This is a genomic window from Aeromonas sp. ASNIH1, from assembly GCF_002934285.1.
Classification (GTDB): Bacteria; Pseudomonadota; Gammaproteobacteria; order Enterobacterales; family Aeromonadaceae; genus Aeromonas; species Aeromonas caviae.
The window spans coordinates 3,626,205-3,649,476 of the sequence record NZ_CP026228.1; the positions used below are offsets into that span (position 1 = coordinate 3,626,205).

General features: G+C 64.2%; 20 protein-coding genes. 10 read left to right on the forward strand and 10 right to left on the reverse strand.

Annotated features, from left to right (window positions below):
- Positions 1-3: 3 nt before the first annotated feature.
- Entirely contained in the window at positions 4-1,239 is a 1,236-nt protein-coding gene (locus C2U37_RS17705; protein ID WP_104452799.1) for an MFS transporter, read from the reverse strand.
- Positions 1,240-1,454: 215 nt separating this feature from the next.
- On the opposite strand from C2U37_RS17705, the gene C2U37_RS17710 reads away from it, so the two are divergent.
- Positions 1,455-2,204: a hypothetical protein gene (locus C2U37_RS17710; RefSeq protein WP_103259986.1), complete on the forward strand. Its 750-nt coding sequence runs from the start codon at positions 1,455-1,457 to the stop codon at positions 2,202-2,204.
- Positions 2,205-2,213: 9 nt separating this feature from the next.
- On the opposite strand, the gene C2U37_RS17715 is transcribed toward C2U37_RS17710, so the two are convergent.
- The 3 genes from C2U37_RS17715 to C2U37_RS17725 all read right to left on the reverse strand — a co-directional run bounded on the left by C2U37_RS17715 (position 2,214) and on the right by C2U37_RS17725 (position 5,826).
- Positions 2,214-2,675: a DUF2919 domain-containing protein gene (locus C2U37_RS17715; protein WP_045524977.1), complete on the reverse strand. Its 462-nt coding sequence runs from the start codon at positions 2,673-2,675 to the stop codon at positions 2,214-2,216.
- 144 nt (positions 2,676-2,819) lie between these two features.
- A complete protein-coding gene (corA, locus tag C2U37_RS17720; RefSeq protein ID WP_005301617.1) occupies positions 2,820-3,767 on the reverse strand; it encodes a magnesium/cobalt transporter CorA in 948 nt (315 codons plus the stop codon).
- A 415-nt stretch (positions 3,768-4,182) separates the two neighbouring features.
- Entirely contained in the window at positions 4,183-5,826 is a 1,644-nt protein-coding gene (locus tag C2U37_RS17725) for an electron transfer flavoprotein-ubiquinone oxidoreductase (RefSeq protein WP_104452800.1), read from the reverse strand.
- A gap of 126 nt (positions 5,827-5,952) precedes the next feature.
- On the opposite strand from C2U37_RS17725, the gene C2U37_RS17730 reads away from it, so the two are divergent.
- The 5 genes from C2U37_RS17730 (at position 5,953) to aroG (ending at position 11,753) form a co-directional block, all read left to right on the forward strand.
- Complete coding sequence (locus C2U37_RS17730; protein WP_039038996.1) at positions 5,953-6,702, forward strand: electron transfer flavoprotein subunit beta/FixA family protein; 750 nt, start codon at positions 5,953-5,955, stop codon at positions 6,700-6,702.
- 103 nt (positions 6,703-6,805) lie between these two features.
- Complete coding sequence (locus tag C2U37_RS17735; protein ID WP_104452801.1) at positions 6,806-7,735, forward strand: electron transfer flavoprotein subunit alpha/FixB family protein; 930 nt, start codon at positions 6,806-6,808, stop codon at positions 7,733-7,735.
- Between the two features lie 225 nt (positions 7,736-7,960).
- Positions 7,961-9,049, forward strand: coding sequence for a 3-phosphoserine/phosphohydroxythreonine transaminase (gene serC / locus C2U37_RS17740; protein ID WP_104452802.1), 1,089 nt, complete (start codon positions 7,961-7,963; stop codon positions 9,047-9,049).
- A gap of 170 nt (positions 9,050-9,219) precedes the next feature.
- Positions 9,220-10,500 (forward strand): 3-phosphoshikimate 1-carboxyvinyltransferase, encoded by a 1,281-nt coding sequence (aroA, locus tag C2U37_RS17745; protein ID WP_042863731.1) that lies wholly within the window; start codon positions 9,220-9,222, stop codon positions 10,498-10,500.
- A 197-nt stretch (positions 10,501-10,697) separates the two neighbouring features.
- Positions 10,698-11,753 (forward strand): 3-deoxy-7-phosphoheptulonate synthase AroG, encoded by a 1,056-nt coding sequence (aroG, locus tag C2U37_RS17750; RefSeq protein ID WP_041212942.1) that lies wholly within the window; start codon positions 10,698-10,700, stop codon positions 11,751-11,753.
- Between the two features lie 86 nt (positions 11,754-11,839).
- Here the strand turns inward: aroG and C2U37_RS17755 are convergent, their stop codons facing one another.
- The gene (locus C2U37_RS17755; protein ID WP_010674455.1) at positions 11,840-12,562 is read right to left on the reverse strand and encodes a TerC family protein; all 723 of its coding nucleotides are present in this window, start codon (positions 12,560-12,562) and stop codon (positions 11,840-11,842) included.
- 117 nt (positions 12,563-12,679) lie between these two features.
- Here C2U37_RS17755 and C2U37_RS17760 point away from each other — a divergent pair, with 117 nt between their 5' ends.
- From C2U37_RS17760 to C2U37_RS17770, 3 genes are all read left to right on the forward strand, one after another.
- Positions 12,680-13,795 carry an ATP-NAD kinase family protein gene (locus tag C2U37_RS17760; protein ID WP_069652588.1) on the forward strand — a complete coding sequence of 372 codons (1,116 nt, stop codon included), beginning with the start codon at positions 12,680-12,682 and terminating at the stop codon, positions 13,793-13,795.
- Positions 13,796-13,902: 107 nt separating this feature from the next.
- Positions 13,903-14,181 (forward strand): YfcL family protein, encoded by a 279-nt coding sequence (locus C2U37_RS17765; protein ID WP_010674457.1) that lies wholly within the window; start codon positions 13,903-13,905, stop codon positions 14,179-14,181.
- Between the two features lie 99 nt (positions 14,182-14,280).
- Positions 14,281-15,945: an AMP-binding protein gene (locus tag C2U37_RS17770; RefSeq protein ID WP_010674458.1), complete on the forward strand. Its 1,665-nt coding sequence runs from the start codon at positions 14,281-14,283 to the stop codon at positions 15,943-15,945.
- Between the two features lie 967 nt (positions 15,946-16,912).
- On the opposite strand, the gene cdd is transcribed toward C2U37_RS17770, so the two are convergent.
- The 3 genes from cdd to C2U37_RS17785 form a co-directional block, all read right to left on the reverse strand.
- The gene (gene cdd, locus C2U37_RS17775) at positions 16,913-17,794 is read right to left on the reverse strand and encodes a cytidine deaminase (RefSeq protein WP_010674459.1); all 882 of its coding nucleotides are present in this window, start codon (positions 17,792-17,794) and stop codon (positions 16,913-16,915) included.
- Between the two features lie 226 nt (positions 17,795-18,020).
- Positions 18,021-18,707 carry an LrgB family protein gene (locus C2U37_RS17780; RefSeq protein ID WP_104452803.1) on the reverse strand — a complete coding sequence of 229 codons (687 nt, stop codon included), beginning with the start codon at positions 18,705-18,707 and terminating at the stop codon, positions 18,021-18,023.
- Between the two features lie 58 nt (positions 18,708-18,765).
- Positions 18,766-19,125, reverse strand: coding sequence for a CidA/LrgA family protein (locus C2U37_RS17785; protein ID WP_104452804.1), 360 nt, complete (start codon positions 19,123-19,125; stop codon positions 18,766-18,768).
- 130 nt (positions 19,126-19,255) lie between these two features.
- Between C2U37_RS17785 and C2U37_RS17790 the strand changes: the two genes are divergently transcribed.
- Positions 19,256-20,971, forward strand: coding sequence for a glycoside hydrolase family 36 protein (locus C2U37_RS17790; RefSeq protein WP_104452805.1), 1,716 nt, complete (start codon positions 19,256-19,258; stop codon positions 20,969-20,971).
- 57 nt (positions 20,972-21,028) lie between these two features.
- Here C2U37_RS17790 and C2U37_RS17795 read toward each other — a convergent pair whose 3' ends face one another.
- Positions 21,029-21,535 (reverse strand): hypothetical protein, encoded by a 507-nt coding sequence (locus C2U37_RS17795; RefSeq protein ID WP_039038881.1) that lies wholly within the window; start codon positions 21,533-21,535, stop codon positions 21,029-21,031.
- Positions 21,536-21,683: 148 nt separating this feature from the next.
- Positions 21,684-23,111: an exodeoxyribonuclease I gene (sbcB, locus tag C2U37_RS17800; protein WP_104452806.1), complete on the reverse strand. Its 1,428-nt coding sequence runs from the start codon at positions 23,109-23,111 to the stop codon at positions 21,684-21,686.
- Positions 23,112-23,272 lie beyond the last annotated feature (161 nt).

Here is a 23,272-nt window from a genome sequence, read left to right on the forward strand (position 1 = left end):
TGCTCACTGACTTCCTTGTCTGGCGGTGCCAGAGGCAGGATTATTGTTATCTCTTGTGCGCTTCAGGCCCCGGATGAGGAACCAGACACCGGCGCAGGCCACCAGGGTGCACGCAATGTTGATCCAGGCCAGGGTGGGGAAACCGTGCAGGGCGCCCCCCTCGTCGGAGACCAGATATCTGGCGGAGAGCAGGCTGCCGAGGCCCGCTGCCACATTGGTGACCGAGCCCTGGAAAGACATGAAGGCGGCGCGCTGATGGGGGGCCGGAATGGCCGCCGTGACCGCGAGGGTGGTGCTGGCGCGGGCGGAGCTCAGGGCCATGAAGAGGGTGAACAGCAGATAGAGAGGCAGGCCTGCTGGCAAGGCAAAGCCCACCAGGGTGATCAGGGCCAGGGCCAGGCTGGTGAGCAGGATGGCGCCCTGGGCGCGGCCCTGATCGATCCAGCCGCCGCACAGGCGCATGGTGGCCATGCTGGCAAGGCCGCCGCACAGATAGAGGCTGGCGATCTGCTCGCGCGGGAAACCCAGGTTGAACTGGAAGTAGTTGGCAAAGTGCGGAATGAGCAGGAAGTGGCCGAACATCTGCAGGCAGAGGATGAAGAGGGCTCCCTGGCAGAGCGGTGACCCCAGCAACTGGCGCATCCCCTGGCCTGCCGGGGCCCGGTTGACCGGCAGGGACGGCAGCCAGATGGCACACAGCAGGGCCAGCAGCAGGCCGCCTGCACCAAACAAGAGGAAGGGGCTCTGCCAGCCAGACCACTGGGCCAGCACGAGGGCCGCGGGCACGATCAGAATGGCGGCCAGGGAAAACGCCATGCCCACGTAGGCGAGACGGCGGCCCCGCTCGGCGGGCGGTACCAGATCCAGCACCGCCGCCATCAGGATGGCCCCCAGGGGGCCGGCCACGCAGCCGGACAGGATAAAGAGCAGCAGCAGTGTCTGGCTATCCTCGGCCAGGGCGCAAGCCATCAAGAGCAGGAAGCGCAGGACCAGCAGTACCAGCAGAGCGGGTTTGCGGTTGACCCGATCGAGCCAGGGGGCGGCCAGGAGGCCCAGCAGGGCGGCTCCCAGGGTGGCGCCGCCGCTGAAGTAACCTGTCTGCTCCGGCAGCATCCCCAGACGGGTTACCAGTTCCGGGCCAAGGGGCATCACCATCATCATGCAGCCCATGGAGAGCATGTTGATGAGCAGCGCCAGGTGGATGGCGGCAGGGGTGGATGCGACGGATTCTGGCTTCATCAGAGGCTGACTCGAAAAAATGAGTCCGAATTGTATCCGAGGGTTTTTGTTGTGACAACAAATGATAACCATTTTTATTTGTATTGATTGGTATCTTAACGAGTCTTTATCAGATGCCTCTGTATGGGGTTGCATACCAGGCCCGTTGCAATCGGGGCGCCATGGACCATGATGGCAGGAAGCGAGAGGGTGGCGGTGAACGCCGGGAGGAGAAGATGCGCGCTGGATCAGGGTATTGGGGGCTGGGGTGCTGCCTGTTGCTGGCATTGCCCCTGAGGGCCGAAGTGAAGGTCATACCGGTATTCGAGGCGGATGCCGCGGTGCAGACGCTCAAGGAGATCTACCCGGATCTCGGGGTGAGCGCCATGGGCAACCAGCTGGTACTGAGCGGAACCCCCGCCCAGTTGCAGGAGGCCGAGCGTACCCTGGCGCAAGTGAACCAGCCGCCCCAAAGCCTGCTCATCGAGTGGCGGGTGGATGGCGCCTCCAGCCGTCAGCAGGCCGGAGTGGGGCTCGGCCTGGATGCCAAACGGCAGTGGTTGCTGGAGGGGGATGCCCGGCACTATGAACGCAGCCAGAGTGACAACTGGCAGGTGCGTGGCCTCTCCGGGCGGCCCGTGTTGTTGCAGATGGGGTCCTATCAGCCGGTCACCTTTTACCAGTGGCAGGGGGGAAGGGTGGTGGGCATGATGCCGCTGATGAACGGTCTCTACGCCACCGCGACCCTGATAGGGGACAGGGTGCAGGTGGCCCTCAGCAGTGAACAGGCAAGAGTGGAGCGAGGCAACATACACACCGGCCAGAGTGCCACCGAGGTGAGCGGCGCCCCGGGCCAGTGGCTGACGGTGGGGGAGCTTTCCACAACCCAAGGCAGCCGGGAGGCCGCGATCGCCAATCCATCAGGCATGGGCGGGGCCAGCGGCAGCGAACGCCAGACTCTGCAGATCCGGGTCACGCGCCAGTGAACCAGCCTGTCAGTGGGGCTGATCCAGAGCGTAATCCCGCAACTGGCGGCTTCTTAGCAGATACCAGAGCGCCCAGAGGCTGGCGATGAGCACCAGGGCGGTGGGCCAGTTGAACGACCACTGCTGCAGATTGAGGCTGTGCAGTTGCATCACCAGGCCGCTCGCGGTGGAGCAAAGCAGCAGAGCGCGGCTGTGGCGTCTGAGCCAGGCTCTGGCACTGTGGGTCTGGCGATGGGTGCCGCCGCAGGCGAGCAGCGCCAGCATGGCGGGCACGTCCGTCAGCAGGCTGACATAGAGGGTGAGCTTGTCCGGGTAGAAGAGGGTCAGGATGGCGCTGCCACTCTCCCGGGTGACCCCCGCCATCAGAAACAGCCAGACCGAGCGGGTCAGCAAGAGGGCTATGGGCCAGAACCAGAGCGGGGGGCGCAACTGGCCGTGATCGTCGTAACGGTGTTCGGGGTAGAGGGTCATGGTGGCCCGGTATCCATTCATGCAGTGCGAGTGATGAAGGGGATATGGGGCACAGGGCAGGCCATTGCAAGGCCGGCAACGGCCGGGAATTAATCGGGGGGCCAGCCCCCCCAATCCACAGTCTTTAGTTGCCGGGTTCCGGCGTCACAGCCAGCCTTTTCTCTTGAAGAAGAGACCGGTGCCCAGCGATGACATCACCATCAGCACCAGGGAGAGGGGGTAGCCGTATTCCCAGGCGAGCTCCGGCATGCGGCCGAAGTTCATGCCGTAGATGCTGGCGATAAGGGTCGGCGGCAGGAAGATGACCGCGGCTACCGAGAAAATCTTGATCACCTTGTTCTGCTCCAGATTGGTCACCCCCATGGAGGCCTCCAGCTGGAAGTTGATCTTGTCGAACAGGAACTGGGTATGGGGCAGCAGGGATTCCACGTCGTGCAGCATCTCGTCGATCCACTTATTCTGCTCCCCCGTCATGCGCTGGCGCAGACTGCGTTTGAGAAAGCGCAGGGCGCGGCGGGTATCGTGCAGGGAGAGACGGATCTGGCCGTTGGCCTCTTCCTGGGCCATCAGCTCCTTGAGCATGGGGTTGATCTGGTCCGGCTCGAAGATCTGATCGGCGGTGTTCTCCAGGGTCTTGTAGCCATCCTCGATCAGGTCTGAGAGGTACTCCACCTTGAGGTTCTGCACCTCCAGCAGGATGTCGAGGGCGTCTTCGACCTCCAGCCTGTCCTGACGCATGTAGTGGCGCAGCAGACGCACCAGGCCGATGTCATCCTCGCGAATGCTGATCAGCAGGTTGTTGCGCAGGGTAAAAGAGACGTGCACACCCTTGGTGTCGCGACCGATGCGCTGGGGAAACAGGGAGTGGATGTGCAGACCGTCGGTGTCCCAGTAGAATCGGGCGGATGCCTCGATGTCATCGAGCTCCTCCTTGTCCGGCACCTCCTCCAGGAACAGGCCCGTCAACCATTCTCGCTCCGCTGTGTCCGGCTTGTAGGCATCCAGCCAGACGGTGTTGTCGGGAACGATGTCATCCGGCCCGAGCGTGACTATGTCCAGCACCTTGTTATTGAGAATGTAGGCGGTGATCATCTGTCCCCCCTTAAGAAGTCATGGGTAATCAGGGATGGTTGCACAGGTTCATGCGGCCTTAGATCGCACGGAAAGCGATCCCATGAAATAGCATAACGAGGCCGATGGACAACCTGAATGCGGCGAACTATACAGGGGCGGGACCCGCTTGTCAGGGCCTATTCATCAGGGGTTCAGCCTGTTCGCTCAAAAAAGCGGCGAGGTCGGATCAGCCGTGGCGACCCCGATGCGGGCGATCCCGGCGTCGCCTCCTTTGTTCGCCCTGGAGTGGAGGAGGGCCCGGGCTCACCGGCGGGAATGGCGGGTTTATGGTCGCCCTGCGACAGCCCCCGGCCAAGCGCAGGAAACGGTCTCCGGGCGGTGTTCCGGGGCGGCGTCTCCTTGTTATCTGCTCTGGTGTGCGTGGGCAAGCCTGTTACAGATTGGGGTAGTTGGGGCCCGAGCCGCCCTGGGGCGGCGTCCAGACGATATTCTGGCTGGGATCCTTGATGTCGCAGGTTTTGCAGTGAATGCAGTTGGCGGCGTTGATCTGCAGCCTTGGCAGGGTATCCCCATCAAGGATCTCGAACACCCCCGCCGGGCAGTAGCGCTGGGCGGGTTCGGCCCAGGTGGGCAGGTTGACCTCGACCGGAATGCGCGCGTCCTGAAGGGTCAGGTGACAGGGTTGATCCTCGTCGTGGCTGGTGCTGGCCAGATAGACAGACGAGAGCTTGTCGAAGCTGAGCTTGCCGTCGGGTTTGGGGTAGTCGATGGGCTGGCAACGGCTGGCCAGGCGCAGCTGGCGGTAATCCGGCTCCTTGTCCAGCAGAGTAAAAGGAGAGGTCAAGGCAAAGAGTCGCTGCTCCAGCCAGTTGAAGGCGCCGCCGAGCCAGGGGCCGAAGCGGTGCAGGGCGGCCCCAACGTTGCGGGCCCTCTTCAGCTCCCGGGTCAGCCAGCTTTGCAGCAGCGCGTCCTGAAACTCGGCCAGATCCCGTCCCCCTTCATCCCCTCCTCGCAGTGCCATGGCGACCGTCGCGGCCGCCACCATGCCGGACTTCATGGCGGTGTGGATCCCCTTGATGCGGGAGAAGTCCAGGGTGCCCGCGTCACAGCCGATGAGCAGGCCGCCGGGAAAGTGCATGCGCGGCAATGAGTGCCAGCCCCCCTTGGTGATGGCTCGTGCGCCGTAGCTGATGCGCTCGCCCCCCTGCAACGTTGCCGCGATGAGGGGGTGGTGCTTGAGACGCTGGAATTCGTCGAAGGGGCTGAGCCAGGGATTCTGGTAGTTGAGATCGACGATAAGGCCGACTGCCACTTGATCCTGGGCCAGATGATAGAGATAAAAGCCCCCCTGACTCTTGTTGCCCTTTCCCTCACCAAGGGGCCAGCCGCTGCCATGGAGCACCCGCCCAGGATGGGATTGTCCCGCAGGCACCTGCCACACCTCCTTGAAGCCGATGGCGTAATGCTGCGGCTGGGCGGTATTTTCCAGATGGAATCGGGCGATTAGCTGTTTGCCGAGGTGGCCGCGCGCCCCTTCGGCAAACAGGGTATAGCGGCCATACAGGGCCATGCCGGGCACGTGATCCGGCTTGGGGTTGCCCTCCTTGTCGAGGCCAAGATCGCCGGTCACCACCCCGCGCACCCGGCCCTCCCCCACGATGAGGGTGCTCGCCGCAAAGCCCGGGTAGATCTCGACACCGAGGGCCTCGGCCTGCTTGCCGAGCCAGCGGCAGAGGGTGCCGAGGCTGATGATGTGGCTGCCGTCATTGTGCATGCGGGGTGGCACCGCCCAGTGGGGCAGTTGCAGGGAGCGGCTGTCGCTTTGCAGCAGATGGACCTGATCATCCGTCACCGGCACGCCGAGGGGGGCCTCCTGCCAGCTCTCTGGCAGCAGCTCCCTGAGGGCGACGGGATCGAGCAGGGCGCCGGAGATGAGGTGGGCGCCTATCTCGGCCCCCTTCTCCAGCAGGCAGACCGAGAGGGCCGGGGCCTGCTGCTTCAATGCGATGGCGGCGCTCAGGCCTGCCGGGCCGCCACCGACGATGACGACATCAAATTCCATTGCTTCGCGTTCCATCTTGCCTCTGTGCTCGACTTGGCCTAGGGTAGTACTGGTAGTTTACGTAAACGTAAACCACTTTGTCAGCAGAAAAGTGAGTGACGACAAGGTGGGCCCACACAACAGGTATGAGGGATGACCGCCATGAAGCTGCTGGTCGCAGTCAAACGGGTCGTTGATTACAACGTCAGGATCCGGGTCAAGGGGGATGGCTCCGATGTGGAGCTCGCCAATGTGAAGATGGGCATCAACCCGTTTTGTGAAATCGCGGTGGAGGAGGGGGTCAGGCTGCGGGAAGCCGGCGTGGCATCCGAGCTGGTGGTGGTGACCTTCGGCCCCGAGGCGGCGGCCGAGCAGTTGCGCCATGCCCTGGCGCTGGGGGCGGATCGGGCGCTGCACTATGTTACCGGCGAGACCCTGACCCCGCTCACCGTGGCCCGGGCCCTGCAAACGGTGTGCGGGCAGGAGCAGCCCGATCTGGTGCTGCTCGGCAAACAGTCCATCGATTCCGACAACAATCAGGTGGGGCAGATGCTCGCCGCCCTCAATGACTGGCCGCTTGCCACCTTCGCTTCCGCCATCAGGCTGGTGGAGGGGGAATTGCAGGTGACCCGCGAGATAGACGGTGGTCTCGAGACCCTCGGCATGGCGCTGCCCGCCGTGGTGACCGTGGACTTGCGCCTCAACGAGCCGCGTTTCGCCTCCCTCCCCAACATCATGAAGGCCAAGCGCAAGCCGCTGGAGAGCCAGCCGTTCGCCGCCCTCGGGGTGGTGCCGGCCGGCCAGACACGGCAGCTCGGGGTGATGGCGCCGCCGGTGCGCAGCGCCGGCATCAGGGTGGGCTCGGTGGACGAGCTGCTGGACAAGCTCAAGCACGAAGCCCGGGTGCTCTGATGGGCAGGGGCATGAGAGGGATGCCTCCCGCAGGCGTGAGCGCCATGCATGGGGCAGCGGCCCCGGGGAGCAAGGGATCAATGGATGACATGAAGGTGCTGCCATGAGCGTACTTGTGATTGCGGAACATCATCAGGGGCGGATCGCCGACAACCTGGCCCAGCTGGTCACGGCGGCGGGGCGCCTGGGGGGCGAGGTGCATCTCTTGCTGTTGGGGCAGGGGCTGACGGAGGCGGGGGAGCAGGCCGCCGCTCTCACGGGGGTAAACCGGGTGCTGCTGGCGGAACATCCCATGCTGGCGGAGGGGCTCAACGACGGGGTAGACAGACTGCTCGCCGAGGTGGCCAGGGACTACCAGCACTGCCTGATGGCGGCCAGCAGCCAGGGCAAGGATCTGCTGCCGCGAGTGGCGGCCAGGCTCGGGGTGGAGATGATCGCCGAGGTGACCGGCATTGAGGGGCCCGACACTTTCCTGCGTCCCATCTATGCGGGCAACGCCATCGCCCGGGTGGCGAGCAGCGCCCCCATCAAGGTGCTCACCGTGCGGCCCACCGCGTTCGCCAAGGCCGGGTCCGGGGAGGAGCGTGCCGTGATGGAATCGCTGCCGGTGGGCGAGGTGCGCTGCCGTACCCGGCTCATCGAGCGGCGTGCGGTGCGCTCCGCCAGACCTGAGCTCGGGGCGGCCCGGGTGGTGGTCTCCGGCGGGCGGGCACTCGGCTCGAAAGAGCACTTTGCCCTCATCGACGCTCTGGCGGACAAGCTGGGGGCTGCCGTCGGGGCATCGCGGGCCGCCGTGGATGCAGGTTATGTCTCCAACGACCTGCAGGTGGGGCAGACCGGCAAGGTGGTGGCCCCCGAGCTCTACATCGCGGTGGGCATCTCGGGCGCCATCCAGCATCTGGCGGGGATGAAGGAGTCCAAGGTGATCGTCGCCATCAACAAGGACGCGGAGGCCCCCATCTTCCAGGTGGCGGACTACGGTCTGGTGGGGGATCTCTTCACCCTGCTGCCGGAGCTCACCGCCAAGCTGTAAATTTGCCACAAAGGGGCGAAGTAAAGCCGTCCGTGCTGTCTCGCCCCCGTTTCCATGCATATTCTCTGCAAGCCCTGGCCCGTTCAGGGCTTTTGTCTGATGGGTGCCCGGTGGCGCCAGGGCAAAAGGTTGCGTTGGATCCCAAAAAGCCTTTGCCCCCACGGGGGGCTGTCGTGTAAAAACGTTCGAGTCACCGATCACACACATCCATTCACGGAAAGCGTCATGAGCAAACAGATTTACAACTTCTGCGCCGGCCCCGCCATGTTGCCGGTTGAAGTCATGGAGCGCGCCCAGCGCGAATTTTGTAATTTCCAGGGGCTGGGAGCCTCGGTCATGGAGCTTTCCCATCGCGGCAAGCCCTATATGGCGGTCGCCGAGAAGGCGGAAAGCGATCTGCGCGACCTGCTGGCGGTGCCGGACAACTACAAGGTGCTCTTCATGCACGGCGGTGGCCGCGGCCAGTTCTCCGCCGTGCCCATGAACCTGCTGGGTGGCGCCAACAAGAAGGCTGATTACCTGGTGACCGGCGTCTGGGCCCAGAGCGCCGTGGATGAAGCCCAGAAATACGGTGACATCCAGACCTTCCAGGGGGTGGCCAAGAACGAGCAGGGGGTCTCCCACCTGCTGCCGACGCCGGCGTTTCGCGCCGATGCCGCCTATGTGCACTACTGCCCGAACGAAACCATCGATGGCATCGAGATGTTCGACATCCCGGCCACCGGCGATGTGCCCCTGGTGGCGGATCTCTCCTCCACCATTCTCTCCCGTCCCCTCGACGTGAGCCGCTTCGGCATCCTCTACGCCGGTGCTCAGAAGAACATAGGCCCCTCTGGTCTGGCCATCGCCATCGTGCGCGATGACCTGCTGAACCAGGCCCGTGCCGATGTGCCGTCCATCTTCGACTACCAGCTCACCGCCAAGAACGACTCCATGTTCAACACGCCCCCCACCTACGCCTGGTATCTGGCCGGTCTGGTGTTCGAGTGGCTCAAGGAGCAGGGTGGCCTGGCGGCGATGGAAGCACGCAACAAGGAGAAGGCCGACTTCCTCTACGGCTACCTCGATCAGTCGAACTTCTATGGCAACAAGGTGGATGTGGCCTGCCGCTCCCGCATGAACGTGCCCTTCCAGCTGAAGAACGAGGCCCTGGACAAGCTGTTCCTGGCGGAATCGGAAGCGGCCGGTCTGCTGGCCCTCAAGGGACACCGCATCGTCGGTGGCATGCGCGCCAGCCTCTACAACGCCATGCCCCTGGAAGGGGTCAAGGCCCTGGTCAGCTTTATGGATGACTTTGCCAAACGCCACGGTTGAGGCGTGTCTCCCCATTGCCAGACGCCGGGGACTCCCCGGCGTCTGTTTTTCAGACCCATCCTGACCCAGGCCGCCCTCTCCCGAGGTCGTGCCATTGTCGAACTTGCCGCGGGGGACGCGGGCTGTTAACGTCCGGTCAGGTGATTTAATTGAGATCGAACAGGAAGTCTATGAATTCGTTGCGTTTGGAACCCATTTCTAGCGTGGCCGGGGTGGTCAATCTGCCCGGCTCCAAGAGTGTCTCTAACCGGGCTCTGCTGCTGGCGGCCCTGGCCCGGGGCACCACCCGGCTGACCAACCTGCTCGACAGCGATGACATCCGCCACATGCTGGCGGCGCTGACCCAGCTCGGCGTCAAGTACAAGCTCTCCGCCGACAAGACCGAGTGCACCGTGCACGGTCTGGGTCGCAGCTTCGCGGTCTCGGCACCGGTCAACCTGTTCCTCGGCAATGCCGGTACTGCCATGCGCCCCCTGTGCGCCGCCCTGTGCCTGGGCTCCGGCGAGTACACCCTGGGCGGCGAGCCGCGCATGGAAGAGCGCCCCATCGGCCACCTGGTGGATGCCCTGCGCGAAGCGGGTGCCCACATCCAGTACCTGAAGAAAGATGGCTATCCGCCCCTGGTGGTGGATGCCAAGGGGCTCTGGGGTGGCGATGTCCACATCGACGGCTCCGTCTCCAGCCAGTTCCTGACGGCGTTTTTGATGGCGGCCCCCATGGCGGCCGGCGACACTCGCATCCACATCAAGGGTGAGCTGGTCTCCAAGCCCTACATCGACATCACCCTGCACATCATGAAGCAGTTCGGGGTGGTCATCGAGCACGACGACTACAAGGTGTTCTACATCAAGGGAAACCAGACCTATGTCAGCCCGGGGGACTTCCTGGTGGAAGGGGATGCCTCCAGCGCCTCCTACTTCCTCGCGGCGGGCGCCATCAAGGGCAAGGTGCGGGTTACCGGCATCGGCAAGCACAGCATCCAGGGGGACATCCACTTCGCCGACGTACTGGAGAAGATGGGTGCCCGTATCACTTGGGGCGATGACTTCATCGAGGCCGAGCAGGGGCCGCTCAAGGGCATCGACATGGACATGAACCACATCCCGGATGCGGCCATGACCATCGCCACCACGGCGCTGTTTGCCGAGGGCACCACCACCATCCGCAACATCTACAACTGGCGGGTGAAGGAGACCGACCGCCTGCACGCCATGGCGACCGAGCTGCGCAAGCTGGGCGTGGAAGTGGAGGAGGGGCACGACTTCATCACCGTGATTCCGCCCGCACAGCTGACCCACGCGGCCATCGACACCTACAACGATCACCGCATCGCCATGTGCTTCTCCCTGGTGGCACTCTCCGATACGCCGGTCACCATCAATGATCCGGGTTGCACCTCCAAGACCTTCCCGGACTACTTCGACAAGCTGGCCAGCGTCAGTCAGGCCTGAGCCCTTTCGGCCCGCTTCGTGCGGGCCTTTTCATCTCTGCCCCCCGCTTTTTTCATGCCTCCTAGCAGCATTATACAAACTTGCAAGGTGCGATAATAAAATTCCTTGCCGAAGAATGTAATTTTCTATTTACACCGACCCGGCACAGGGCTAGATTGAGATCTCTTTATCGCAGTCATCTAGCAGGAAACTTGGTCATGCAGCATCAAACCGACGACGTTCGTATCAGTGAAATCAAAGAGTTATTGCCCCCGGTTGCGGTACTTGAGAAGTTTCCGGCGACCGACACCGCCTCGGCCACCGTGTTTGAATCCCGTCAGGCCATCCACAACATCCTGGCCGGCGACGATGATCGCCTGCTGGTGGTGATCGGCCCCTGCTCCATCCACGATCCGGTCGCCGCCCTGGAATACGGCAAGCGTCTCAAGGTGCTGCGCGACGAGCTGAAAGATCAGCTGGAGATCGTGATGCGGGTCTACTTCGAAAAACCCCGTACCACAGTGGGCTGGAAGGGGCTGATCAACGATCCCTACCTCGACAACAGCTGCCAGATCAATGACGGCCTGCGCCTGGGTCGCAAGCTCTTGCTGGATCTCAACGACATGGGGCTGCCGACCGCCTCCGAGTTCCTCGACATGATCACCCCGCAATACGTGGCGGATCTGATGAGCTGGGGTGCCATCGGCGCCCGTACCACCGAATCCCAGGTACACCGCGAGCTGGCCTCTGGTCTCTCCTGCCCGGTGGGCTTCAAGAACGGCACCGACGGCACCATCAAGGTGGCCATCGATGCCATCGGCGCCGCCAGCGCCCCGCACCACTTCCTGTCGGTGACCAAGTACGGTCACTCCGCCATCGTCTCGACCGCCGGCAACCCGGACTGTCACATCATCCTGCGCGGTGGCCGCGAGCCCAACTACAGCGCCCGTCACGTGGATGAGGTGGTGAGTGGTCTGGACAAGGCCGGTCTGCCCCAGAAAGTGATGATCGACTTCAGCCACGCCAACAGCAGCAAGCAGTTCAAGAACCAGATGCTGGTGGCCGAGGACGTGGCCGGTCAGCTGCGTGCCGGCAGCAAGGCGGTGTTCGGCGTCATGGTGGAGAGTCACCTGGTGGAAGGGCGTCAGGATCTGGTGGACGGGTGCGAGCTCACCTTCGGCCAGAGCATCACCGACGCCTGCATCGGCTGGGCCGATACCGAGGTGCTGCTGCGCAACCTGGCGGACGCTGTGGCCGCTCGCAACGCCCTCTGAGCCCAAGGCGCCCCGTTGGCGGGGCAATAAAAAAGCGCGACCCTGGGTCGCGCTTTTTGTTTGGCCATCTCTCGGCAGGTCGCGGTTTACTTGGCCCGCTCCTGGTGGCCGCGCAGGCGGATGTTGATCATCTCCACCACCAGCGAGAAGGCCATGGCGAAGTAGATGTAACCCTTGGGAATGTGCAGATCCAGCCCTTCGGCCATCAGCGCCACCCCGACCAGGATAAGGAAGGAGAGGGCCAGCATCTTGATGGTGGGGTGGGTATCGACGAAGTCGCCGATGGCCTTGGCGGCAAACATCATGACGCCGACGGCGATGATGATGGCCAGCACCATGACAGGGACATGATCCGCCATGCCCACGGCGGTGATGACGGAGTCCAGGCTGAAGATGATGTCGAGGATGGCGATCTGCACCAGGGTGGACAGGAAGCCCGCGGTCTTGCTCACCACACCCGCCTCTTCGGCGGCCCCTTCCAGGCTCTGGTGGATCTCGTGGGTGCTCTTGGCGATGAGGAACAGACCCCCCACCAGCAGGATGAGATCCCGTCCCGAGATGGCTTCCCCCAGCACGGTGAAGAGGGGCTCGGTGAGGCGCATCACCCAGGCCAAGGAGAGCAGCAGCAGGATGCGGGTGCCCATGGCGAGCCCCAGCCCCAGGATGCGCGCTTTCTGGCGCTGGGCTTCCGGCAGGCGACCCACCAGGATGGAGATGAAAATGATGTTGTCGATGCCGAGCACGATCTCGAGCAGGGTCAGGGTGGCGAGCGCGACCCAGGCGGAGGGGTCCGCAATCCATTCCAGCATGATTGAACCTTGGTTGAACAGTGATTGAGGTAGAAGCCGCGCATTTTAGCAGGGGGTCATGGCTTGTCCCAGTGGCGGGAAAAGATAAAAATGGCGGCGATCCAACAGGAGGGAAACATGTTTCGATTAGGGCTCATCATCAACCCCGTCGCCGGCATCGGCGGGGCCGTCGGTCTCAAGGGCAGTGACGGCATGGTCGCCGAGGCGCTGGCGCGCGGGGCCGTCCCCAAGGCCCGGGAGCGGGCTCGCCAGGCCCTGTTGCCCCTGTGCGAGCTGACCACCCCATTCGAGCTGCTGACGGTGGCCGAAGAGATGGGGGCCGACCTCGCCGCCGAGCTGGGGCTGCCCCATCGCATCGTTCATCGGCCTGCCGGGGCGCAGACGAGTGCCGAGGACACCCGGGCTGCCGCCCTGGCCCTGCGCGATGCCGGGGTGGATCTGCTGCTCTTCGCCGGTGGCGATGGCACCGCCCGTGACATCTGCGCGGCGGTGGGGGAGTCCTGCCATGTGCTAGGTATCCCGGCGGGGTGCAAGATCCACTCCGGGGTCTACGGGGTGACGCCGGCGGCGAGTGGCCGGGTGGCGGCCAGAATGATCGCAGGGGAGCTTCTGAGCCTGGTGGATGCGGAGGTGATGGACATCGACGAGGAGGCGTTTCGCGCCGGCAAGGTGCGCGCCCGCCACTACGGCCAGCTGCTGGTGCCCGGGGATCTGCGCTACGTGCAGGCGGTCAAGCAGGGGGGGCGGGAGTCCGAGGAGCTGGTGCTCGCCGATCTCGCCGCTGGCGTGGTGGAGCAGATGGAGCCCGATACCCTCTACCTGATGGGGTCGGGGAGCACGGTGGCCGCCTGCATGGGGGAGCTGGGTCTGGAAAATACCTTGCTCGGTGTGGATCTGGTGGAAAATGGCCGGCTTATCGGGCAGGATCTCAGCGCCGCCGAGATCCTGACCCGGATCCGCGGCCGTCGCTGCCGTCTGATCATCACCCTGATCGGCGGTCAGGGACATCTGTTCGGGCGCGGAAATCAGCAATTGAGTCCAGACGTGATCCGGGCCGTCGGGCGCGAGCATATCCAGGTGCTCGCCACCAAAGCCAAGCTGGCGGCGCTAGAAGGCCGTCCGCTGCTGGTGGACACCGACGATCCGGCACTGAACCGGTCGTTGAGTGGTTATCTGCGCATAACCACGGGATACAAGGATCAGGTCATCTACCCGGTGGCCAACCCGGAATAGGACATCAAGGATGCGGCTGGCCTGGCGCCAGAGAGCCGCGATCAACCGGATCGCGGTTCCACTCCCCGAATTTTTTGCCGGCAACCCCGGAAATGAGGCTGCGTTAAATGACGATTCACGATTTTGAACACAAGTTGTTGGGACTGATCGACGCCATGGTCGCCACGGCCAGCGAAGACGAGCTGTTTGCGGGTGGCTATCTGCGAGGGCACATCTCCCTTGCGGTGGCGCGCGCCGAGCTGGAGGGCAAGACCCTGGTGCGGGACGTCAAGAGCTATGTGCTGCGCAGCCTGAACGAGGCCATCTTGCAGGGTGAGCTCTCCGAGCAGGACGAGGTGCTGGTGCAGGAGATGTGGAAGCGTCTGCAGGCCCAGGCGGAAGCTTGATCCCATTCGCAGTTCAAACACAAGTTTAAGTAATCTGCTTCCCTGAGTGTTATCAAAAGGTTAATAATGAGGCTCGCCTTTTGTTTCAGGGATTAAACCATGGCCTCCACCTCACGCATTGCCACCAGACTGCCGCTCGAGATGCTCTATCACTGGGAGCGGCAGTGTCCCGACCGAATCTATCTGCGTCAGACCATCCACCGCGAATACGTCGACTTCACCTGGGGTGAGGTCGCCGACGAGGCGCGGCGCATGGTGACGGCACTGCGTGCCCTGGGCCTGGAGCCCGGTGACAAGGTGGCGCTGCTCTCCAAGAACTGCGCCCAGTGGTTCATCGCCGATCTGGCGATGCAGATGGGGGGATACGTGAGCGTGCCCATCTACCCCACCGCCAACGTCGACACCATCGAATACGTGCTGCGCCACAGCGAAACCAGGGCGATCTTCGTCGGCAAGCTGGACGACTGGAAGAGCCAGGAGGCGGGGGTGCCCGGGGATCTGCTGCGTATCGCCCTGCCTTACGACACCATGCCGGCCGCCCACCAGTGGGACGATCTGCTGGCGCAATACGACCCCATCCCGGACAGCCCGGTGCAGGCGCCGGATGCCCTGCTGAGCCTGGTCTACACCTCCGGCAGCACCGGCAAGCCCAAGGGGGCCATGCTGAGCGTGGAGCGCTATGCCTGGTCCTGCGAGAAGCTGGTGGAGGCGGTCTCCCTCACCGCCGAGGATCGCGGCTTCTCCTACCTGCCCCTTGCCCACATCACCGAGCGGGTCTACATCTACGGCGGCAGCCTGTTCAGCGGTGCCACCATCGCCTTCCCCGAATCCCTCGACACCTTCATCGAGGACGTCAAGCGCTGCCGTCCCACCGTCTTCATCTCGGTGCCGCGGCTCTGGGCCATGTTCCGCATCAAGATCCACGAGAAGCTGCCCCAGAAAAAGCTGGCGCTGCTGCTCAAGATCCCCCTCGTCTCCAGCCTCATCAAGAGCAAGCTGCAAAAGGGGCTGGGGCTGGATCAGGCGCGGGTGCTGGGCTGCGGCTCGGCGCCGGTGGCCCCGGCGCTGCTGGAGTGGTATCACAGCATCGGCATCCATATCACCGAGGCCTGGGGCATGACCGAGAACCACGCCTACTCCACCCTCAACTACCCGTTCCGGGCGGACAAGATAGGCACCGTCGGCAAGGCCGGGCCCGGGGTGACCATCAAGATCTCCGACGAGGGGGAGATCCTCTGTCGCTGCGACGGCATGATGGTGGGCTACTACAAGGATCCCGAGCACAGTGCAGAGGCCATCGACGCCGAGGGCTGGCTGCACACCGGTGACATGGGCAAGCTGGACCGGGAGGGCTACCTCACCATCACCGGCCGCATGAAGGACGTCTTCAAGACTGCCAAGGGCAAGTACGTGGCCCCGGTGCCCATCGAGGGGATGCTCGGGCAGGAGCCCATCATCGAGCAGCTCTGCGTCATCGGCTACGGCATGCCGCAGCCGGTCGCCCTGGTGCAGCTCGCCGAGAGCGCCATGAAGGGGGACAAAGCCGGGGTGGAAGCCCAGCTGGAGGCTGCCCTCAATCGGGTCAACGACAAGCTGGAATCCCATGCTCGCCTGCGGGGCATCCTGGTGGTCAAGAGCCCCTGGAACATCGAGAACGGGGTGCTGACCCCCACCATGAAGATCCGCCGCCACCTGCTGGAACAAAAATACGCGGACATCGGCGAGCGCTGGTCCGGCAGCCAGCGCATCCTGTGGGAGTCCTGACAGGGGTCGGTGCCGCCATATCGGCCACATCAATGACAGTCGGGGGAGCCAGTGGCTCCCCCGCTGTATTTCAGGGGGAAGCAGCCGACAGGGGGCGGGTGGGACTGGGGCATTGACGCCTTCTCCGATGCTTCCCGCTGCCGCCATGCCGCCCCGCGGCGGGGGAACAGGCAGGGAAAGGTATTTGCAAAATCCATGGAGAGGGATGATCCCAGTGGCTGGGCGAATGCATCTTGGGGTCACACACGGGGGCCGCAAGGGGCGAGGGCAGGGCATTGGCCCCTTCACCGACGTTTCCCGCTGCCGCCATGCCGCCCTGCGTCGAGGGAACAGGCAGGGAAAGGTATTTGCAAAATCCATGGAGAGGGATGATCCCAGTGGCTGGGCGAATGCATCTTGGGGTCACACACGGGGGCCGCAAGGGGCGAGGGCAGGGCATTGGCCCCTTCACCGACGTTTCCCGCTGCCGCCATGCCGCCCTGCGTCGAGGGAACAGGCAGGGAAAGGTATTTGCAAAATCCATGGAGAGGCGTGATCCCAGTGGCTTGGCAAATGCATCTTGGGGTCAAACACGGGGGCTGCAAGGGGCGGGGGCGAGGTATTTATCCCTTCCCCGACGTTTCCTGCCGCCGCCATACCGCCCCGCATCGAGGGAACAGGCAGGGAAAGGTATTTGCAAAATCCATGGAGAGGGGTGATCCCAGTGGCTTGGCACATGCATCTTGAGGTCAAACAAGGGGGCCGCAAGGGGAGAGGGCGGGGCATTGACCCCTTCACCGACGCTTCCCGCTGCCGCAGAGGAGGTCTGCCAATAAGGTCATCGGAGGGAGACCGCCCTCACATGGGGCAGGGGGGCATCTGATGCACGGCGCCAGAGGCGCAGAGAAAGGGGGTGAGGGGCAGGATGAGAGCCGCAGAGAGCAAGAAGGGGAGCCGCAGCTCCCCTTCCCGTTGGTGGATGCCGGGGTCAGACGGCTTTGTACTCAAGCTCGACCGAGCCCAGGGCCTTCAGGGTGGACTGGGCCGAATCCCGCTGACTGATCTGGCCATCCTTGCTCTCCAGCAGCACGGCGCGGCGCACGGTGGCGAGATCCTCGCCACCCAGCACCGCGTGGGCGCAGGCCATCTGCATCGGCGGCAGGCTCGGGTTGAAGGCGGCGTTCTCGGCATAGCGGCCGCAGAAGATGCGCCCGTCCTCGAACTGCAGCGCCACCGCGGCATAGCCCTGGCTGTAGGGGGCATAGCTCTGGCGGGCGGCGGCGAGCGCAGCCTGCCATAGGGGGTCGTCGCTCTCGAGCACCAGCTCGTCGTGAGCCTGGGGGCTCATCAGGGCATCGGTGATCTCGAGATCGGCGGGGCCGAAGGAGTGGGGCAGGAAGGATTGCAGCTCGCTGAGATCGTCCGGCAGGGAGACCTTCAGGGTCTTGGCGGTGCTCAGCTCGTTCATGAACTGGCGGCAGTGGCCGCAAGGGGTGTAGTTCACGGTGATCTCGGAGATCCCGGTCTCGCCACCCAGCCAGGCGTTGGAGATGGCGGACTGCTCGGCGTGGACCGAGTGGAACAGCCCCTGACCCGCGAACTCCATGTTGGCGCCAAAGTACCAGGTGCCGCTCAGGCCGCAGGCGATGGCGCCGACGAAGAACCTGGAGATGGGGGCCACCGAGCAGGCGGCCGCCAGCGGCAGCAAGGCCAGACGCAGGGCCCTGTCATCCAGCCCGGTGGCGGCTTTCAGGGTCGCGACCTGGTCCGGGGTGAAACGGGCCTGGAAATCGTCCCCCAGCATGGGCAGCAGGGCGGCCTGGAGCGGGGCGGAAAGGGTCTCGAATGGCTTGGCAAAGCGGGGATGCATACTGTGTCCTCAAAGGCCAATTGGGGGGCCATTGTAGGGAGCAAGCGCGGCGAATTGTGTGAGCGCGCTCACGCCTTGATGGGCAAAGGGGCGAGGATGTTAAAGGAAACGTTTGTCTTTCGCAATCTGTGCGCCAGCTCCCGGCATCAGGGAGGTGAGGGTATCGGATGGAAACGGTGAAAGGGCACAGAGGCCATGGCCGCAGGGGCGGCCATGGCAACGGGGATCAGCTCAGCCAGTGGTAGAGGGCGAACAGCAGGGGGGCGATGGCTGCGGTCAGCACACCGCACACCACCATGGCCAGCGACGAGAAGGCGCCCTGGGTCACCCCCTGCTCGGCGGAGGCGGCGGTGCCGATTGCGTGGGCGCAGGCTCCCATGGCGAGCCCCTGGGCCTCGGGGTCGGTGACCCGCATCAGCTTGAGCAGGGGATAGCCCGCCAGGGCCCCCAGGATCCCCACCACCACCACCACGGCGGCGGCGATGGCGGGAATGCCGCCGAGGGACTGGCTGACGCTCATGGCGAGCGGCGTGGTGATGGACTTGGTGGCGATGGAGGCGAGCAGCGCCGGATCCGCCCCCATCAGGTGGCCGACCCCCAGGGTGGTGCAGACCGAGATGAGCACCGCGGTGAGGGTACAGGCCAGGATGGGTGTGAGCTTGTCGCGGATCTGGCGTGCCTGCTGGTAAAGCGGCAGGGCCAGGGCCACCACGGCGGGTTCCAGCAGGGCGGTCAGGGGCGAGGCCCCCTGCTGGTACTGATCCAGAGGCAGATCGAGCCAGAGCAGCAGGCCGATGATGACGGCGGTGGGGATCAGCACCGGATTGATGACGGGCCAGGGCAGGCGGCGGTAGAGGGCCCGGGTCATGAAATAGAGCGCCAGGGTCAGGGGAATGGCCAACCAGAAGATCATGGCTGCATCCTTGTGATGACAGGGTAAGGTGAGGTGAGGGGCAGGGCAAACCAGAGGATCATGGCTTGTTCATCCTTTGATAGAGGTGGCCAACCGCGCCCAGGATGAGCACGATGCCGAGCACGACGCAGAGCATGATGAGACCGAAGGATTGGCGCAGGGGCTCGAGCCAGGCCACCAGGCCCACCGCCACCGGCACGAACAGCACCCCCATGTGGCGCAGCAGCAGGCCGCCCCCCAGCTCGACCCAGGAGAAGCGGACGATCTGCAAGGAGAGCAGCACGAACAGTAGCAGCATGCCGATGATGCTGCCGGGGAAGGCGAAGGGCAGGATGGCCGCCACGGCTTTGCCTGCCAGCAGACAGGCGATGATGACCAGACAATCACGAAGGTAGCGCAGGGTGCGTTGCAGCAGCACGGGGGCCTCATCTTGGCAAGTGTGAGCAAGGTCGCAGTTTAACAGGCACGGGGGGGAGGGAACAGGGTCAACTGGCCCGCAGGGGATACAATGGCCCCGGCTTCATCCCCATTCACAAGAAGGAGTTCCCATGTCGACCCCCTCTCTCCTGGCCCGGTTGCGCCAACTGCCCGCCGATCCCGCCCTCCCTGACACCCTGCTGCAAACCCGCCAATGGGAGGGGCCGCTTTGCCGGGTGAGGCTTGACAACACCGGGAAGCAGTCCGAGGCCGTCCACCACTGGCGGCTGTTTGAGGGGGATCTCGGACTTGCGCCCGACGCGGCCATCTACGGAGAGGGGTTCCAGATGCTGGCCCAGACCGGGGGACGCTGGAATGCCCCCGAGCACCTGGGCCGCTGCCCCGATGCGTCTGTCTATCGCATCACCGCCGACCATGGCTACCACACGGTGCACAATCTGCTGCTGGTGGCGCAGGAGGGGGGCTGGCTGCTGCTGGCCTTTGCGAGCTGCCAGCGCTTTGGCGGGGAATTTCGCCTCCATCCCGACGGGCGCCTCGAGATCGTGATGAACACCGAAGGGCGCACCCTGGCGCCGGGTGCGTACTGGCAGAGCGAGGCGCTGATCTGCCTGGAGGGGCCGGACAGGGAGGCCCTGCTCGCGACGCTGGCGCAGCATATCGCCGCCGAGCACGGCTCCTTGGTGGGGGAGGTGCCCACGCGCCCGAGCGGCTGGTGCTCCTGGTATCACTACTACGCGAACGTGAGCGCGGCGGACATTCGCGAGAACCTGGCGGTGCGGGCCGAGCGTTTCCCGGCCCTGCGCTACGTGCAGATAGACGATGGCTATCAGGCCAGGATGGGGGACTGGCTCACCCCTTCCGCCAAGTTCGAGGAGGGGGTGGCGGCCCTGGCAGGGGAGATCCGCGCCGCCGGTTGCGAGCCTGCGCTCTGGGTCGCCCCCTTTATCGCCGAGCCCGGCTCGCAAGTGTTCCAGCAGCACCCTGACTGGTTCGTGAAAGGGGAGGATGGCCTGCCGCTCCCCTCGGAGCGAGTCACCTACGGGGGCTGGCGCTGCACCCCCTGGTACGTGCTGGATGGCACCCACCCCGAGGTGCAGACGCACCTGGAGCAGGTATTTCGCACCCTGCGTACCCAGTGGGGCATTCACTACTTCAAGCTCGATGCCAACTTCTGGGGGGCCATCCACGGTGGTCGCTTCCACGACCCCGCCGCCACCCGGGTGGAGGCCTATCGGCGCGGTATGGCCGCCATCCTGCGCGGCGCCGGGGAGGGGGCCTTCCTGCTCGGCTGCAATGCGCCGCTGTGGCCGAGCCTCGGCCTGGTGCATGGCATGCGGGTGAGCGATGACGTAGAGCGCCAGGGCCCCCGTTTTCGCCAGATAGCGCGAGAAGCCTTCTGCCGCGCCTGGCAGCACGAGCGGCTCTGGGTGCTGGACCCCGACTGCGTCTGCCTGCGGGATATTCCGGGCCAGCACGGGAGCTGCGCCGAGTACGACTTCCACCTGGCCGCCCTGGTGGCGAGCGGTGGCATGGTGCTGGCGGGGGACAGATTGCATGATCTGGACGCGGCGCAAGGGGCGCGCCTTGGCAAGCTGCTCGCCCTGTGCGCCGCGCGCACCCCGGCGGCCCGCTTCGAGGGGATGGCATTCGAGCGCGGGCGGGTGGCGCTGCCCGGGGGCGGCGAGCTGCTCTGCCTGTTCAACTGGGGGGAGCACCCCTGCGAGTTCCCGTTGGCGCCGGGGGGCACGGACTTCTGGGACGAGACGCCCCTGGGGAGCACCCTGGTGCTGCAAGGGGGGCAGGGGGCGGTGATCCGCTACCCCTGATGGCGTTGCACTGCAAAAAGGCTCCCTCGGGAGCTTTTTTACGTGGCGAAATGGTCTCTAGAAGTGCCACTCCATCCCGATGGCGTAATTGGCGGAGCCATAGCCCGGGATCTCGTTGCTGGAGGCGAGTGCCTTGACGGTGAGGCGAGTTGTCAGGGGGATGCCGAGCCCCATGCCGATGGCGATCTCGTCGCTCTGATCCCCCATCATGTCCACCCGCAGGGTGCGATAGAGGGAGAGATCCTGGCTCATCTGGGCATAGATCTGGGACGACTTGTTGTAGAGCTGGCCGAACACCTCCATCTGGAAGCCGTTTTGCGGCGTGATGGCCAGGGGAATGCCGGCGAAGCGGTAGAGATCCGAGTGGTTGAAATAGCTGTTGGTGATTTGCGGGGTGAAGTCGGTCTGCTGGTAGAGGGTGCTGAAATTGCGCTCGATGAGCCGGTAGGTCTGCTCCGGCAGGCGCAAGAGGTAGTCTGGCACCTCGAACCGGGCGCCAGCGAGGGCGGCCTGGGGCAGCAGGGCACAGGCGACGAGTGTCAAAGCAGGCAGAGCTGAACGCATAAAACGAGAGTTCCCCAACAGTCGAAAGCACGGCATCCATGCCGTCAGCGCATCTAAATATTCACACTATCAGGAGCTTGGGCTCCCTGCCCATTATGTCGCGAGCCGGGGAAACGCATCGGTTTTTAACTGTGAAACGGCTCACATCTCACAGATTTTCAAGGTAGTGATAGAGACTCTTTAGAATCGCAAAGTTCCGTTCGTTCCCCTGGTTCTGTTCCGCCAGGGCTTCCAGGCGCGGCACATAATCCGGCAGGCGGCGGCTGAAGTAGTCGCTGCAGTGCAGGCGCCAGCGCTTCTGCTCCGCTTCGCTCAAGGTGTGGGGCCAGTTGCGGGCGCGGTAACGGAACAGCATCTCGGGCAGACGGGGATCCGTGAAGGCAAACTCCCGCTCCCCCAGCAGATCCGCCGGGGTGGCGCGCACCAGATCCATGGTGGACTTGTCGCCGTGGCCGAAGAAGCCGGCGTAGAGCTGGGTGTCGGGGTCGCCGTCGGTGCTGCCGGCAAACTCCTGGTTGAACACCTCCACCAGTTTTTCCCGCACCTCGGGGTGGGCCCGCAGCAGATCCAGGCTCTTGCGGCACTGTGCCCGATTGATGCCCAGCTCGTCCGCCCGCTCCGGCGTCAGGGTGGCGGCCGGGGCCAGCACCGGGCACTTGTTGATGTGCACCAGTTTGACCGGAATGCCGGCCAGATCCCCCAGCTCCTCTTTTTTGGTGTAGAGGCGCTCGCGGATCTCCTCGCAGGAGAGCTCGATGAGCGGAGTCGGGTCACGGGTCAGATCCACCATGATCACCGCGTTCTGGTTGCTGGGGTGCCAGGCGAGCGGCGACACCCAGCTCGCACACCCCTGCCAGGGGGAGAACATGCCGGAGACGTGCACCAGGGGTTTCATGGTCACCACGTCGATGAGGGCCTTTACCTTGTTCTTGTTGCGAAGATCAAAGAGGTACTCGAAGAGCTTGGGCTGGGCTTTTTTCACCAGCCTGGCCATCTCGATGGTGGCCAGCACATCCGAGAGCGCATCGTGGGCGTTGGCGTGGGCCACGCCATTGGCCACCGTCAGCTTCTCCAGCCGGAAGCTCGGCTTGCCCTCGTCGTCAAACGCCCACTCTATCCCCTGCGGGCGCAGGGCGTAGCAGGCCCGCAGCATGTCGAGGATGTCCCAGCGGGAGTTGCCGTTCTGCCAGGCGTAGGCATAGGGGTCGTAGAAGTTGCGATAGAGGGTGTAGCGGGTCACCTCGTCATCGAAGCGGATGCTGTTGTAGCCGAGCACGCAGGTGCCCGGGGTGGCGAACTCTGCGTGGATCTGGCGGATGAAGTCCGCCTCGCACAGTCCGTCCTTCATCGCCTTTTGCGGTGTGATGCCGGTGATGAGGCAGGCTTCCGGCTCCGGCAGGTAATCCGCCGGCGGCTTGCAGTAAATCACCAGCGGCTCGCCGATGACGTTGAAATCCGCGTCGGTGCGAATGCCCGCAAACTGCGACGGCCTGTCTTTGGCCGGACTGATGCCGAAGGTCTCGTAGTCGTGGAAGTAGTAAGTGGGCTGGGTGGTCTGCTTCGCTGATGTGCTCATGTGTTCTTGTGTGTTCGCGCTTCTGATTGATTTTTCAGGGTTTAGTGCCGTTCTGGTGAGGTGCAAATTCCGAAGACACTTTCATCGTTCACCCAAACCTGACGTTGTTCAATGGCCTGCTGGTACATTATCTGGTACAAAACACCCCATGAGAGTGGTAC

Excerpts from the sequence above, each read along its gene's own strand:
- C2U37_RS17705 (WP_104452799.1), bottom strand. The coding sequence starts at position 1,239 with ATGAAGCCAGAATCCGTCGCATCCACCCCTGCCGCCATCCACCTGGCG.
- C2U37_RS17710 (WP_103259986.1), top strand. The coding sequence starts at position 1,455 with ATGCGCGCTGGATCAGGGTATTGGGGGCTGGGGTGCTGCCTGTTGCTG.
- C2U37_RS17715 (WP_045524977.1), bottom strand. The coding sequence starts at position 2,675 with ATGACCCTCTACCCCGAACACCGTTACGACGATCACGGCCAGTTGCGC.
- corA (WP_005301617.1), bottom strand. The coding sequence starts at position 3,767 with ATGATCACCGCCTACATTCTCAATAACAAGGTGCTGGACATAGTCACG.
- C2U37_RS17725 (WP_104452800.1), bottom strand. The coding sequence starts at position 5,826 with ATGGAACGCGAAGCAATGGAATTTGATGTCGTCATCGTCGGTGGCGGC.
- C2U37_RS17730 (WP_039038996.1), top strand. The coding sequence starts at position 5,953 with ATGAAGCTGCTGGTCGCAGTCAAACGGGTCGTTGATTACAACGTCAGG.
- C2U37_RS17735 (WP_104452801.1), top strand. The coding sequence starts at position 6,806 with ATGAGCGTACTTGTGATTGCGGAACATCATCAGGGGCGGATCGCCGAC.
- serC (WP_104452802.1), top strand. The coding sequence starts at position 7,961 with ATGAGCAAACAGATTTACAACTTCTGCGCCGGCCCCGCCATGTTGCCG.
- aroA (WP_042863731.1), top strand. The coding sequence starts at position 9,220 with ATGAATTCGTTGCGTTTGGAACCCATTTCTAGCGTGGCCGGGGTGGTC.
- aroG (WP_041212942.1), top strand. The coding sequence starts at position 10,698 with ATGCAGCATCAAACCGACGACGTTCGTATCAGTGAAATCAAAGAGTTA.
- C2U37_RS17755 (WP_010674455.1), bottom strand. The coding sequence starts at position 12,562 with ATGCTGGAATGGATTGCGGACCCCTCCGCCTGGGTCGCGCTCGCCACC.
- C2U37_RS17760 (WP_069652588.1), top strand. The coding sequence starts at position 12,680 with ATGTTTCGATTAGGGCTCATCATCAACCCCGTCGCCGGCATCGGCGGG.
- C2U37_RS17765 (WP_010674457.1), top strand. The coding sequence starts at position 13,903 with ATGACGATTCACGATTTTGAACACAAGTTGTTGGGACTGATCGACGCC.
- C2U37_RS17770 (WP_010674458.1), top strand. The coding sequence starts at position 14,281 with ATGGCCTCCACCTCACGCATTGCCACCAGACTGCCGCTCGAGATGCTC.
- cdd (WP_010674459.1), bottom strand. The coding sequence starts at position 17,794 with ATGCATCCCCGCTTTGCCAAGCCATTCGAGACCCTTTCCGCCCCGCTC.
- C2U37_RS17780 (WP_104452803.1), bottom strand. The coding sequence starts at position 18,707 with ATGATCTTCTGGTTGGCCATTCCCCTGACCCTGGCGCTCTATTTCATG.
- C2U37_RS17790 (WP_104452805.1), top strand. The coding sequence starts at position 19,256 with ATGTCGACCCCCTCTCTCCTGGCCCGGTTGCGCCAACTGCCCGCCGAT.
- C2U37_RS17795 (WP_039038881.1), bottom strand. The coding sequence starts at position 21,535 with ATGCGTTCAGCTCTGCCTGCTTTGACACTCGTCGCCTGTGCCCTGCTG.
- sbcB (WP_104452806.1), bottom strand. The coding sequence starts at position 23,111 with ATGAGCACATCAGCGAAGCAGACCACCCAGCCCACTTACTACTTCCAC.